This is a genomic window from Paenibacillus melissococcoides (assembly GCA_944800085.1).
Lineage (GTDB): Bacteria > Bacillota > Bacilli > Paenibacillales > Paenibacillaceae > Paenibacillus_B > Paenibacillus_B melissococcoides.
In genome coordinates this window covers 346,456-359,737 of record CALYLO010000005.1, presented here as the reverse complement: position 1 = coordinate 359,737, position 13,282 = coordinate 346,456, and the positions used below count along the sequence as shown (strand labels likewise).

The 13,282-nt window shown below is 53.4% G+C and carries 11 protein-coding genes and 1 pseudogene; 5 read left to right on the top strand and 7 right to left on the bottom strand.

From position 1 onward, the window contains the following. Nucleotides 1-4 precede the first annotated feature (4 nt). Together OCY70_RS19515 and OCY70_RS19510 are read right to left on the bottom strand one after the other, a co-directional pair. Nucleotides 5-1,513, bottom strand: a complete 1,509-nt coding sequence (locus OCY70_RS19515) for an ABC transporter permease (protein ID WP_213426392.1) — start codon at nt 1,511-1,513, stop codon at nt 5-7. A 52-nt stretch (nt 1,514-1,565) separates the two neighbouring features. Then, nucleotides 1,566-3,008 (bottom strand): ABC transporter permease, encoded by a 1,443-nt coding sequence (locus OCY70_RS19510; protein ID WP_213426393.1) that lies wholly within the window; start codon nt 3,006-3,008, stop codon nt 1,566-1,568. 147 nt (nt 3,009-3,155) lie between these two features. Here OCY70_RS19510 and OCY70_RS19505 point away from each other — a divergent pair, with 147 nt between their 5' ends. Both OCY70_RS19505 and OCY70_RS19500 read left to right on the top strand, forming a co-directional pair. After that, the gene (locus OCY70_RS19505) at nt 3,156-4,901 is read left to right on the top strand and encodes an ABC transporter ATP-binding protein (RefSeq protein ID WP_261945108.1); all 1,746 of its coding nucleotides are present in this window, start codon (nt 3,156-3,158) and stop codon (nt 4,899-4,901) included. Between the two features lie 174 nt (nt 4,902-5,075). Continuing rightward, the gene (locus OCY70_RS19500) at nt 5,076-5,672 is read left to right on the top strand and encodes an LPXTG cell wall anchor domain-containing protein (protein ID WP_213426395.1); all 597 of its coding nucleotides are present in this window, start codon (nt 5,076-5,078) and stop codon (nt 5,670-5,672) included. Nucleotides 5,673-6,319: 647 nt separating this feature from the next. Here the strand turns inward: OCY70_RS19500 and OCY70_RS19495 are convergent. The 4 genes from OCY70_RS19495 to OCY70_RS19480 all read right to left on the bottom strand — a co-directional run bounded on the left by OCY70_RS19495 (nt 6,320) and on the right by OCY70_RS19480 (nt 10,320). Then, entirely contained in the window at nt 6,320-6,652 is a 333-nt protein-coding gene (locus OCY70_RS19495; protein WP_249724487.1) for a CAP domain-containing protein, read from the bottom strand. After that, complete coding sequence (locus OCY70_RS19490) at nt 6,577-6,849, bottom strand: CAP-associated domain-containing protein (RefSeq protein ID WP_261945107.1); 273 nt, start codon at nt 6,847-6,849, stop codon at nt 6,577-6,579. The genes OCY70_RS19495 and OCY70_RS19490 overlap by 76 nt, the downstream gene beginning before the upstream one ends. A 92-nt stretch (nt 6,850-6,941) precedes the next feature. Then, on the bottom strand, nt 6,942-8,813 hold the full coding sequence (locus tag OCY70_RS19485) for an SLC13 family permease (protein ID WP_213426396.1): 1,872 nt from the start codon (nt 8,811-8,813) through the stop codon (nt 6,942-6,944). Nucleotides 8,814-9,075: 262 nt separating this feature from the next. Further along, the gene (locus OCY70_RS19480) at nt 9,076-10,320 is read right to left on the bottom strand and encodes an IS110 family transposase (RefSeq protein WP_261944707.1); all 1,245 of its coding nucleotides are present in this window, start codon (nt 10,318-10,320) and stop codon (nt 9,076-9,078) included. A 541-nt stretch (nt 10,321-10,861) separates the two neighbouring features. Between OCY70_RS19480 and OCY70_RS19475 the strand changes: the two genes are divergently transcribed. Next, complete coding sequence (locus tag OCY70_RS19475) at nt 10,862-11,086, top strand: hypothetical protein (RefSeq protein ID WP_213431562.1); 225 nt, start codon at nt 10,862-10,864, stop codon at nt 11,084-11,086. A 227-nt stretch (nt 11,087-11,313) separates the two neighbouring features. On the opposite strand, the pseudogene OCY70_RS19470 reads toward OCY70_RS19475, so the two are convergent. Then, nucleotides 11,314-12,011, bottom strand: a pseudogene (locus OCY70_RS19470) (IS5 family transposase); the annotation flags it as partial. 111 nt (nt 12,012-12,122) lie between these two features. Between OCY70_RS19470 and OCY70_RS19465 the strand changes: the two are divergent. Further along, a complete protein-coding gene (locus OCY70_RS19465) occupies nt 12,123-12,449 on the top strand; it encodes an aspartyl-phosphate phosphatase Spo0E family protein (protein WP_213429186.1) in 327 nt (108 codons plus the stop codon). 151 nt (nt 12,450-12,600) lie between these two features. After that, the gene (locus OCY70_RS19460) at nt 12,601-13,278 is read left to right on the top strand and encodes a metallophosphoesterase family protein (protein WP_213429204.1); all 678 of its coding nucleotides are present in this window, start codon (nt 12,601-12,603) and stop codon (nt 13,276-13,278) included. Nucleotides 13,279-13,282 lie beyond the last annotated feature (4 nt).

Sequence of the window (13,282 nt, the reverse complement as noted above, 5' to 3'; positions counted from 1 at the left end):
ATCGTCATCCCATCTTCGGATCGAGCGCGTCCCGCAACCCGACTCCCAAAAAGTTGAAGGACAGGACCAAGGCGATAATTGCCAGGCCGGGGTAAATCGCGAGATAGGAATGGGATTCAAGATAGGCGCTTCCCAACTTCAAAATATTGCCCCACTCGGGGATATGCGGCTCTACGCCGAGTCCAAGATAGCTTAAGCTGCTCGTGGAGATGACGGCGCCGCCGATCGTGAGCGTCGATTTGACAATCATCGGCGCCAGCGAGTTCGGCACGATATGCTTAAATATGATGGCGGCATGGCTGGAGCCGAACGCCCGCGCCGCTTCGACGTATTCGTAGGTCGACACCTGCAGAACGTTGGCCCGCATCGTTCGCGCGTAGGTCGGAATCGACCCGATGCTGAGCGCCAGGATAAGATTGACCGTGTTGGCGCCGAATGCGGCGATGATGGCAATGGCCAGCAAGATTCCCGGAATCGCGTACAGAATGTCAAGCAACCGCATGATGATGTTGTCGGTCCGCCGGCCGTAATATCCGGAGATGGCGCCGAGCGTTCCGCCGATGACAACCGGTATCGCCGTCGACAGGAAGCCGACGATGAGCGAGATGCGGGCGCCGAATATGATGCGCGAGAACAGGCACCGCCCGAAGTTGTCCGTTCCGAACGGATAGGCGAGGCTCGGAGCCTGCAGAATCGCGCCGTAATTGTTCTCGACCGCCATGCTGTAGTCGAAGGTGAAGAAGCTGCACACGCTAATCGAGAACAGGAACACGATGAAGAACAGGCCGGACATTGCCATCACATTCCCGGTCAGCCGCTCCCACACTTCCTCCCATTTCACCTCGGCCGGATTGCTGTTCCGGCGGATCTTCGCGATCAGATTCCACCCGAGCAGCAGCGCGAACAGATTGCCGGTCAGCGCGGTCAGGATGAGCGCCCCCGCAATAACTGCCATCCAGGAAGGGGCGTAATGCCGCTTCACCTTGGCGGCCGCAAGTATGAGCGCAAGCAATTGGAAGAGCGCGATTCCGATTAGCGCCAGCATCGCCAGCGGGAAGGTATCGGACACATACGGCTTGAACATATTCAATCCCGATATAGCGATAACATAGAACTGGGTAAGGAGCATATAGACAGCGATCGTATACTCTGAGCTCTTCTCCTTCCTGATCAGATGGAACGCGCAGGCTGCGACGAATACGTTGCCCGTCAAGGCGCTCAGGAGCTGGATATAGGCCAGCGCCCGCGTCCGTCCGCGAATCGATCCTTGCCGGAGCAGGTCGCTTCGAAGCATGGCCGTGAGGATCATTTGAATTAGGCCGAAGCCCAGGTAGATGACGGCCGCGGCGAGCATATACCGGTTCACCGTCTTGGCGGCCCAGTCATAGCTGTTCAGGAACAGAACGGCTGACAGGACGGCAGAGACGATCCAGGCGAAGCTTGATTGGGTATACTCCCGGGACAATCTCAGCTTGCGCTTTTTCTCCTGTCTCGGTTGTTTCAACTTGGTCATGGTTACACCTGCTTTTAAAGGTTCTTCAAGGGGCCGTTTTTGATCGCGCCTTTCAATATTGTTTCATCTTCGAACGGATGCGCGGGTCGCAGAACGCGTACAAAAGGTCAATCAGCATATTGACCAGCGAAATGGTGATCGCGGTGTAGACAACCCCGCCCATAATGCTCGGAATGTCGGGAATGAATTGTTTGTCCACGATGTAGCTGCCGATCCCGCTAATATTGAACACTTTCTCCGTTACGGCGGCTCCTCCCAGCATGCCGCCGAACTGCAGCCCGATGACGGTGATGACCGGGATGAGGGCGTTTGTCACGGCGTGCCGGAGCAGTACCTGTCGTTGGCTCAGCCCTTTGGCCCGGGCCGTCAAAATATAATCCTCGTGAATGACTTCCAGCGTGGACGAGCGGGTCATCCGGGCCACGGCGGCCGTCAAGCCCGTGCCCAGCACGACGACCGGCATAATCATGGACAGCCAATTTTGCGGATTGTAGGTCGCCGGGAGCCATTGCAGCTTGATTGAGAAGTTCAAGATGAAGATGAGTCCCTGCCAAAAGTTAGGGATGGACAAACCAATCAAAGCGATAAAAATAAACGTGTAATCAAAGAATGAGTTCGGTCTCGCCGCCGAGATGATTCCGATCGGCAAGGCGATGATCACGGCCAGCAGCAGCGAGATGACCGTCAACTGAAGCGTGATCGGGAATTTACCGGCGATGGCTGACGTCACTTCTTCGTTGCCCGCGAACGACTTGCCGAGATCGAAGGTCGCTATTCCCTTCATTGTGTTCCACAGCTGCACGAGGTACGGCTGATCCAGCCCGTACAGCTTATTGAAGGAAGCGATCTGCTCCTCGGTCGCGGTCTCGCCGAGAATATTGGCGGCCGGATGAAGCGGCGACAGATGCAGCAGCGTGAACACGAGCACGGCAACTCCGATAATCACGAACAGGCTCATGATGAGACGCTCGAAAATGTATTTAAGGTAGGAGTTGCTGTACACCAATAGGAGTAAGTACATGGGAAAGCCGAGAATTATCGATAGAGCGAAGAACAGCGGCTGGCTCAGCAACGAAGCGAAGGTGTCTGCATAAGTGATCCGCGCCGCGCCGCTCTGCCCCAGATGCGCAATCGTCCGCTCCGTCAAGGTCTTGCGGAATTCCGCCTCTGTCCATCCCTCGATTTCCCGCGCGCTTGCTCTCTTGCTTGCCTTCTGTCCGAAGAATGCCCGCTTCCGCAGCGTCTGCTCCCCGATCTCGGCGCGGAGCCGATCCTTGTAGCCGGATGCGAGAAGATCGGCCTCTATCTTCTCTCTCGCAGAGGCATATGTATCGTGCCTTCGCCGGATGAGATAGATGATGAACACGATGAGATGCACAGGCAGGCCAAGCAGAAGAACGGCATATTTATAGGAAGGATTCAATAGCATTTTATTGTAGGCGTTCCCGATTCGGGCCGCTGAACCGGAATTTCTAGCTGCTTGCGTACTCTCCATGGCGACTCTTGCTGCCTCCTTTTTTAAATTGTATAATTCCGATGGATATAGTATATTTTATTTTAAGCTTTTGTCAATAACGGGGATAGAAGTTCTTGTTCAACCCTTTAGTAGAATCGATAACGGACGTTCAGGCGGGTGAGTGAAATGGATACAATTTTACAGGTCAACAATTTATCGGTAACTTTTCTGACGCGTGACAAGGAGATTCAGGCTGTTCGCGATGTCAGCTTCGCGCTGAAGCAGGGAGAGACGCTCGGAATTGTTGGGGAGTCGGGAAGCGGCAAGAGCGTGACGGCTCGTTCGATTATGCGCTTGCTTCCTTCTTCAGTATCGTATATGAGAGAAGGCGAAGTCATATTCCTGGGAAAGAATGTGGAAAACTGCACGGATAAGGAAATGGAGAGCATTCGCGGCCGGGATATGGGCATGATCTTTCAAGATCCGATGACCTCGTTGAATCCGACGATGACGATCGGACGGCAGATCGAGGAAGGCTTGATCAAGCATCAGAAGCTGTCTGCCGCCGCCGCGAAGGAGCAGGCGATCGAGATGCTGAAGCTGGTCGGCATCCGCAACAGCGAGCGGCGCTGCCGCCAGTATCCGCATGAATTCTCGGGAGGGATGCGCCAGCGCGTCATGATCGCGATTGCGCTCGCCTGCCGGCCTGCGCTTCTCATCGCCGATGAGCCGACGACGGCGCTTGACGTGACGATTCAGGCCCAGATTTTGAATGTGATGAAGCATATGCAGCAGCAACTGGGCACTTCCATCATCTTCATCACGCATGATCTGGTCGTCGTCGCCGGCATGTGCGATCGGGTCGTCGTCATGAAGGACGGCGCTGTCGTCGAGACAGGGACGACGGAGGAGATTTTCGCCAGCCCTAGGCATCCGTATACGAAGAAGCTGCTCGGTGCGCTCCCGCGCCTGGACGAGAAGAAGAAGCCGAAGCTTGTGCCGCTCGTCGCTAAGAAAGATGCGGAAGATGCGCGCCCGCTGCTGGAGGTGCGTTCGCTCAAGCAATATTTCGATCTCGGCAAGGGGAACATTATCAAGGCGGTCAATGATATCAGCTTTCATATCCGCGAAGGGGAGACGCTCGGCGTCGTCGGCGAATCGGGCTGCGGCAAATCGACGACCGGACGGTCCATTCTGCGCCTGCATGAGCCGACGGGCGGCGATATTTTGTATCAGGGAATGGCCGTGAACCGGATGACCGCCAAGGAGATGAAGACGATGCGGCGCTATATGCAGATGATCTTTCAGGATCCGTATGCTTCGCTCAATCCAAGGTTCAAAATATTGGACATTATCGGCGAAGCGCTCGATGTCCATCGGCTGGCGGGAAGCAAGCAGGAACGGAAGAAGCGGGTCGAGGAGCTGCTCGATATGGTCGGGCTTGATCCGGCCTATGCGACGCGGTATCCGCATGAATTCTCCGGGGGCCAGCGTCAGCGCATCGGGATCGCGCGCGCCCTCGCGGTCGAGCCGAAGTTCATCGTATGCGACGAGCCGCTGTCCGCGCTCGATGTGTCCATTCAGGCGCAGATCGTGAAGCTGATGGAGGAGCTGCAGCAGCGTCTCGGCCTCACGTATCTGTTCATCGCCCATGATCTGTCGATGGTCAAGCATATCAGCGACCGGGTCGCCGTGATGTATAGGGGCAAGATCGTCGAGCTGGCCGAGAGCGAGGAGCTGTATGCGAATCCGCAGCATCCGTATACGAAATCGCTGCTGGCGGCGATACCGGTTCCCGATCCGAAGGTCGAAGCGGCCAAAAAACGGGTGCTGATGGAGGAGCAGACCGAAGCGGACAAATATCTGCTCGATCAATCCGAACTGGTCGAGGTGACGAAAGGGCATTGGGTAGCGATGCCGATAAGCGGGTAACGGCTGGCTGGGGATCGCGGGCTTGGCCGTAAGGATCGGCAACATGGCTGCTCGCAATAGAGCGTGACATTTTCGAAAGCACCGGATAGAAAATCTAAGGTCTCCTGACGTCAAATGAAGACGGAAGGCGGTTTTTTTACATTCTGAAAATGTTTAGAAAGTGTGGAGGTGGATATGGTTCAATGGATCTATGTAAAAACACACAGAATATTGTCAACTATCAATTATTTTATGAAAGCAGGAGAATGGAATTCCAAAGCCAATGCCGACGGCTGGACAGATGTGATCATGCTCGGTCACGGGGAACGGAATCTGACCATTGACGCGGGTCTGATCAAGTCCGGCGACAAGCCGGAGCCGGAACGGCCTGATCCGGAAGGGCCGGGTTCCGGCGGTGGCGGAACGACAGATCCGGGTTCCGGCGGTACAACTCCGGGCACGATTCCGCCTGATAACAGAGAGACGGTTCCCGGCACGATCGTGGAAGGACCGGACACGGTAGTCGGCAGTGAGACCGATCCTGGGGAAAACGATCCGGGAGAAACCGTTCCAGGCACACCTGGCACGGAAGAGGAGCCGGGAACGGAAGAGCAACCAGGCTCGGATGAACTCCCTGCGAACCGGCCGGAAGACCGCAAGAAGCCTGATCATTCGGCTGCACCGATGCTTCCGGCAACCGGTGAGAAATCGCCGCTGGCTCCCTGGATTGGCCTGTTGTTCTGCGCTGCCGCAGTTGTCATGCGGCTCTCGCGCAGAAGAATGAAACAATAAAATGAAACCTGGTAGCATCAGCCGCCCTTATGCTTGAGAGGGCGGCTTTTCCTTTCACATCTTTTTTTGGCGCGACCTAATTCTACTCATACCTCAGGAGAAGAAAGTATAATCCACCCAGAAGAGCGGCCCCAATGGCAATTCCGAGCAAACTGCCTATGAGCGTCAGTTTGATGCCTTCCTTAATGGACTTCTTTTTCTTTGGTTTTCTTGTATTCCGCCTGCTGTTATTTACTCAATCGAAATGCGATTGGAAACCGAAACATCATCATGCTTGATATTGGTTGAATCCAAAGGAGCCATTATGATCTCCCCCTTTAAAAAATACTGGCCCATTATATATTGGTTAACACTCTAAGATAATTTGGGTTAACAGAAAATGGACCAGGTGTAAGGGGAGTTCATATTAAAGTCAAAAATTTATCTTCAACGAACGGCGTATCTGGCGCTGGTAACGCATACCCGTAGATGAAGCGAAAGCAAAGGCTCCCTGAATAATGGAGCCTTTGCTCATTGACGCTGACTTGCCTATAGGTGAGTATCGTCATTTCCCGCTTGGCGTGAAGAAATTTTGCGTGTAATAGACTTGATACGGCCCGCCGAAGGAGACTCCGACGCCCAGACACTCGAATTCGCCTAAAATGTTTTTAGCGATGACCACTTGAATTCATCCAGTTCTCGTGCGCGAAGATGGCGCTTGTTTGTCCGGCGGCAATATTTTCTCCGGCCATCTTGTACGTGATGCCGTCTTGCTTCATCCGGTCGAACGGAGATTGGCCATCGGGATTATCATGCGAGAAGAAGCTGCGTTTCATCATATCTGCACTATGCTTCCGCGCCGTTACCGCAATCTTGTCGTTCCATTCGAGCGGTTTTTTTCCTTCGCGCGCCCGGACGGCATTGGTCAAATCCAGCACTTCGCGTTCAAAGCTTTCCCGCAAACGTTCGCTCGGCTTGCCGTAAAAGCCATTGAACGACAACTCGATCTTCTGATCGATGAGCTGGATCGAGGTGACGTATTTTTCCGGCTCAGATCGTAAAACAGAGTGGCATACGCACCGCCGACCTGGATATAACGTTGATAATTCTGATTGTATATGTACCATTCGAAATTGTATTCGCTCAAATCTTTGCGGGCGTGCTCTCCGAGAAGTCCGATCAACTCCGGCTCGCTCATCCCGATAGAGATGCCTTGCAGCTTGAATTCCGTGCCGCTAACCGTGCTGCTGAAAATATAAGATTGTCGAATGAAAGGCCGTTTGCTAGATTTCAAAACGGAAAAAAGAGCGGCAGCAGCGCCACCATGGCAATGCCAAGCAGAAGCTGAAGCGGCAATCCCACCCGGATATAGTCCATGAAGGAATATTTGCCGGCCGACATGACCAACGCGTTGGGCGGGGTCGAGAACGGGACCGCGAAGCACATGCTGGCCGCGATCGCGACGGCGAACAGATACGGATGCGGGTTGACGCCCAACTGCATCGCGGCTGTCATCGCGATCGGAGCGACCAGGACAGCGCATGCGGTATTGCTGATGAAGAGCGTAAGAATCGACGTCGTAAAATAGATGCCCGCGAGCAGGGCGAACGGGCCGATATTCCCAAGGCTCAGCACGAGCTTCTGCGAGAGCAGGGCTGCCGCGCCCGTCTTCTCGATCGCGATGGACATCGGAATCATGCCGCCAATCAGGACGATGCTCTCCCAGTTGATCGTCTTGTAGGCGGACTCCATTCCGCGAAGACACCCCGTGGCGACCATAAGGACGGCCGCGATCATGACGGAGATGACGGCCGGGAATACCTCCAGAATGAGCAGCGCGACCATGAACAGCATGATGCCGGCCGCGATCGGCGCTTTATGGTTCATAGGCATCGCGGCGGCCGTCTCCAACGGCTGGCCGACAACGACCACATCCGACTCCTCCCGTGACAGCCGGGCGATGCTTTTCCATGTCCCCTGAACGAGCAGGGCGTCGCCGAACCGGATTTTCTCGTCTTTGATCTGATGCAGCAAATACTCTCCTTTGCGCTGAATCGCCAATATATTGAGCTGGTATTTCTCGCGGAATCCCGACTGCTTCACCTGCTGATTGAGCAGCGGAGAATTGGGCGGCAGCAGCACCTCGGCGATGCCGATCTGATCCGAAGCGTACCGCTCGGTATTCGGCTCGGCGGCTTGCTCGATCTCGGCGGCCTGACGGTCAAGCAGATGAAGCCCGCACGCCTCGGCGAACGCCTGCACGCGCTCGAAAGGACCGTATACATACAAAATATCTTTGTCCTGGATGACGGTCGCTGGCCCGGCTATCTCTTGATTGAGCGTCTTGAAGAACGGGTTCTTGTTCGATGTCCGGCGGCGAATCTCGATAATATGAACCTGATACCGGTTCGGAATATCGAGCTCCTGCAGCGATCGGGACACAATCGTCGCTTCGTCTCCGGCCTGCACCCGGTACAGGTTCTGGGACAGTTGATACTGGCGGGCAAGCTCGTGAAGCGATCGCCCGTTCCGCTTGCCGCGCCCATCACCTTCTCCCTTCGGAAGCAGCCTGCTCAGAAGCAGCAGGAGACCGGTGCCGATGAGGAGGCAGACGATTCCGATCGGCGTGAAGGAGAAGAAGGACAGCTCATCGAATCCCGCTTGGGCGAGCGTCTCGCTGATGATCAGGTTGGGCGGCGTCCCGATTAAGGTCAGCATGCCGCCCATGCTGCTGGCGAACGCGATCGGCATCAACAGGCGTCCCGGGCTGATGTTGGCGCTGGCAGCCAGGCTGACGACGATGGGCAGCATGACGGCGACGGTCCCGGTGTTGCTGACGAAAGCGCCGATCAGCGACGTGGCCAGGATGACGGTGATCAATAGACGCGTCTCGCTGTGGCCCGCGAGCTGAAGCATTTTGCCGCTCGCCAGCTTGGCGAGCCCCGTCTGGAAGATCCCGCCTCCGACGATGAACAAGCCGATCATCATAATGACGACGGAATTGGAAAAGCCGGACAACGCTTCGTTCGGCGTTAATATTCCAAGCAGAACAAGCGCGATAAGGGAGCAGATCGCGACCAGATCCGAGCGTATCTTCCCAGTCATGAAGAGAATCGCTGCTGCGGCCAGTATGATAAGCGTGATGATGATGTCTGAATTCATGGGTACGGAATAAAACCCCTTTCTGTCTTACCGATGATAGTCCGGAAATCTCTTGGTTAACATACTCTATAATACTTTCAAATCTCAGCATAAGTCCAGCGGTATGATGTCAAGTCCCTGATTTATGAGAATTGGAAAATTTCCTTGGCGTGCAGCAGGATCAATCCCAAAAAAGGCATCACCAAACTAGACCCAGTCGAAAATTAAGTAAAATACCATAATTTAACTGGGAATTAGAGAAGAAAATTCTTGAGCCAAGGCATTATTGCTCTGTCGGCTTCACCTTCCTTCTGGGCGTATAGAGTTGGTCGTTGCGTAGCAGCACATCGACCAGACGCACAAGTTTTCTTGCCGTTAAGACGAGGGCACGTTTGTGTTGATGCTTAGGGACTTCATTGAATTTCTTCCGGTAATACTCCCCGAATTCCGGGTCGCGGTTTTTTACCGAGTTGGCAGCTTCAACTAGGTAATAGCGAAGGAATCGGTTGCCGGAACGAATGCGCTTTGTATCTTCCGCCTCGAAGGAGCCGGATTGGTGCTTGCGCCACGTCAGACCCGCATACTTGGCCAAGGCGGCTTGATCCGTGAAGCGGTCGATGTCGCCGATCTCGGCCAGGATGCCTGCGGCATAGACCCGATCAATGCCCGGAATGGAACGGAGGCACTGGCTGCTGGAAATGCCGTCTAAAATGCGCTCAATCGCCTTGTCGAGCTCTTTAAGCTGACGCTGGATGCTCCGGATCGACTGAATTGAGGTGCCCAGCACCAAATCAATGGAATCCTCGACAACCTTCGAGAGGCGGTACGAGGCCCGAGCCGCCTTTTGAATACAGCGGGCGACGTGTTCGGGATCGGGGAAACGATTTCTCCCCTTGTCCTTTAGATAGTCAGCCAAATGGGCGACATCCATATTCCCCATCTCATCCAGGCTATACTTTTCCGAGAGCATTTCCATGATGGCATGGCCGAACACGGAACTGTCCACTTCCGCGCGAAAAGCATTGCACTTATAGAACAGATTTTGCAAAAAGTATTGCTTCTCGCGGGTGAGGTTGTGTACGAGATGGAATCGCATGCGAGTGAGCCGCTGCAAGGCGATGTACTGTTCCTGCATCACGATAGTCGTCGTGAGTCTGCCAAAACGCAGGCGGTCTGCAATGATCCAGGCATCGATGCGATCGGTTTTGTCCAGGTCGGCATAAGCGTCTTTGAATTTGTTAATCAGCTTCGGATTAATGGTGAACACCTTGGCATTCAATTGTTGAAGGGCCTCATCTTCATGCAAGTACATGGCTGGATGCCAGCTGTAGACGGATGTGGCTTCAAGCCCGATATGAACCTCAGAGCAGGCTGTCTTGACCGCAGCAGAAATGATGCGATCCCGCAAGTAAGAGGCGCCGTGCAGATTGTTGGTGGTCTTGAAGGTCTCCAGGGTGTCGCCATCCGATTTCATCAAACAGGCTTCCAGTTCTTCGGAACTGACGTCAATACCGACAAAAAGCTTCAAGAGAATTCCTCCTTTCTATAAGGGATTCAGGGAACGGACTCTCCGGACTGTCTCCGGCGCACTCGCCGATCAATCACCCTCGCATATGAGAACACGCTTCGGTTCATGAGCTGCCCCGACGCTGCTACAGTCGGGCATGAGTTGCCGAAGGGAACAGCCAGCGGGTAAGAAGTGCAAGCGAGTACCGGAGAAACAGACTTAAAAAGTAGATTGGACTACAGGAGTGAAACGAATTTCCCCGAATGGAACCCTAAGTTCCATTGTCCGGAGACATTCCGGAAAGTCCAGTCCCCATATTAATTTTCAATGTGCAAGCTGGAAATTTTGAAGGCATTCTATGTTCCTATAAAGGACTGGAAAAAGACTCAAAACTGCCTTTAGGAAATACTATACGAGGAATGAATTTTATGGAAAAATGTCATTTACAGCAGGATGAAATAATGATACTATTAAGTATAAAAAAGGAAAATTACATAAAATTAATCAGATAATGTCGAAGGATACCGAATTATTCGCTCGATTGTCAGGATTTAGATCGCAAGTGATGTCTAGTGATGTCTATGGATGGGCATGCAGCTTGGTCGCCTATTATGGCGAAGGGTATATGATGAAGGGGAATGTGCTGGAGAGATGCAAGAGGTCTGCCGAGGTCCTCCAATGCGTGCAAGGCTATGAGAATTTGGATTGGTTTCAAGTGGTGGATGAAGCGGGGGACGGGGCGAAAAATCTGCATGTATACAATCATGGAGCGGGACTTGAAATGTAAACTCCGTTCAATTTTCATACGATACCAAGGTAAGTAGTCTTGAAGCACGATGTCACGGCACTTCCCTGCGGGGAAGTGTCTTTTTATAGCTCAAATTGCAATGAAAAGTTGGGTTTCGACGGCATGATTAACTTTTTTTAACTAGGGCGTGTATGCAAACCTTAAGCCAACCAGATCATGGAAGAGGCCAGCTTTAAGAAGGCAACAAAAGTACAGGCCAATTTATCGTACCGAGTTGCCAGCCGACGATTATGTTTGAGTTTGTTGAACAGGCATTCGACCAGATGACGCTCTTTATACAACCACCAGTCGGTTGTACGTTGGATCGTGCGATTCTTCTTACTGGGAATGACGGAATGGGCCAGTTTCTCTTCCAAAAGCGCAATGATTTTATCGGTATCGTATCCGCGATCCGCCAAAACATGTTTACCTTGTATGTCTTGGGTTTGCAGGATCTCATAACCCGTTACACAATCATTGATGTTGCCTGCGGTTACTTCGAAGCGTAGCGGATTGCCAAGGCCGTCTACAACGGCATGAATCTTGCTGGTTAAGCCTCCGCGTGATCGTCCGATGGCTTGGAATTGCTGCCCCCTTTTGCCCCCGCGCCGTGTTGGTGAACACGAACGATGGAAGCATCGAGCATAACACTTTCGTCATCGGGATTGGCAGCCAGAACCTCTAGCATTCGATCAAAGATGCCTGCTTTCTCCCAGCGGCGGAAACTACTGTAGACACTGCTCCAGGAGCCATAATGCTCTGGCAAGTCTCGCCAAGGCGCACCAGAACGAATCACCCAAAGCATGGCATTGAACATTTTTCGGTTATCGATTGCCGGACGTCCACCCTGTGGTTTCCGTTCCGGTGGCAAGAGGTCTTTGAGTCGTTCCCATTGGTCATCTCGTATCTCATATCGTCTTCTCATAGGATAAGTTTACCAGATATTTGGCTATTTCGATAGTTTGCGTACACGCCCTAGGATGGCGAAGGAATAATTACATATATCATGTTGCTTGAGGGAGGGCAATGTTAAGGAATGGAAGAAGTGAATAAGGGCGGTTCCTGCGGGATGGTTGAAAAGGAAGCGATCCCTCATCGAAATGAGCTGTCGTCTCCTGGCGGGGAATGGATGATGAGCAGGCTGCAGCTGGAAGAGGAAGAGACGGATATGAACGATCTGATGCGCAAAATCGAACAGATCCGGGCGCGAATGGTCAGCTTGGCGATGGAAAATCATGATCTGCTGAATGAAAGGGCAATCCGGGAAAGTCAGCGGCTTGATCAATACATTGTGCTCGTCCAAAAGGCAAAATACCGGCAGCCCGTCAAGCAGCAACGGGTCGGTGTGCTGCTTCGCCAGTAAGCAGGACGAAGACCGCGTTCTTCTCAGAGAGAGCGGAGGGCCGGCCTCTGGGTCAAGCTGACTGACAGGAACGGAAATGATTCGGCTGGCAAGGCTGGATAGGACATATTCGCTCATGGTACGATGGAAAGAGAAGGAAGGGATCGATACGATGGAGCGAATGCTTGTCATTAGCGATATTCATGGAGAACTGGAAAAGTTCGAGCGGCTGCTGGAGATGGCCTCCTATGACGCGAATCGCGATCAGCTTTTGCTGCTGGGTGATTATATTGACCGTGGCCCGCATTCAAGAGAAGTGCTCGCCAAGGTGCGGGAGCTGCAACAGTTGGGGGCGATCGTCCTGATGGGCAATCATGAGAAAATGATGCTCGACGCGTACCGCAATCACGAGAAGGCGGTCGAGCGCTGGTTCCGCAACGGGGCGAAGCAGACGCTGCTGAGCTACGGCTATGCGGAGGAAGAAGCAGAGGGGCGGCCGGCGGCTCTCCGCTGGACCGATGAATTGCTGGATGTCATCTCATTCTTGGACAAGCTGCCCTACTATTATGAGACGGATGTTTATATATTCGTTCATGCCGGAGTGGAGCCGGGCATACCGTTGGCGGATTGCGATCCGCATAAGCTGGTCTGGATACGCGGGGAATTTCATGAGGGATACAGCGGCCCGAAGACGGTTATATTCGGCCATTCCCCCGCGAGATTGCTGCACGGTTCGGACGAGGTTTATTTTGGATCCAATTCGATTATCGGCATCGACGGCGGCTGCGCATATGGAGGACGGCTCAACTGCCTGGAGCTGCCATCCCGGCATATTTATTATATCGAGTAAGGAG

Coding starts and splice junctions, on each gene's coding strand:
- OCY70_RS19460 (WP_213429204.1), top strand. CDS start 12,601: ATGGAGCGAATGCTTGTCATTAGCGATATTCATGGAGAACTGGAAAAG.
- OCY70_RS19505 (WP_261945108.1), top strand. CDS start 3,156: ATGGATACAATTTTACAGGTCAACAATTTATCGGTAACTTTTCTGACG.
- OCY70_RS19510 (WP_213426393.1), bottom strand. CDS start 3,008: ATGGAGAGTACGCAAGCAGCTAGAAATTCCGGTTCAGCGGCCCGAATC.
- OCY70_RS19465 (WP_213429186.1), top strand. CDS start 12,123: ATGGAAGAAGTGAATAAGGGCGGTTCCTGCGGGATGGTTGAAAAGGAA.
- OCY70_RS19490 (WP_261945107.1), bottom strand. CDS start 6,849: ATGAGCGAGCCGGAGTTGATCGGACTTCTCGGAGAGCACGCCCGCAAA.
- OCY70_RS19515 (WP_213426392.1), bottom strand. CDS start 1,513: ATGACCAAGTTGAAACAACCGAGACAGGAGAAAAAGCGCAAGCTGAGA.
- OCY70_RS19500 (WP_213426395.1), top strand. CDS start 5,076: ATGGTTCAATGGATCTATGTAAAAACACACAGAATATTGTCAACTATC.
- OCY70_RS19485 (WP_213426396.1), bottom strand. CDS start 8,813: ATGAATTCAGACATCATCATCACGCTTATCATACTGGCCGCAGCAGCG.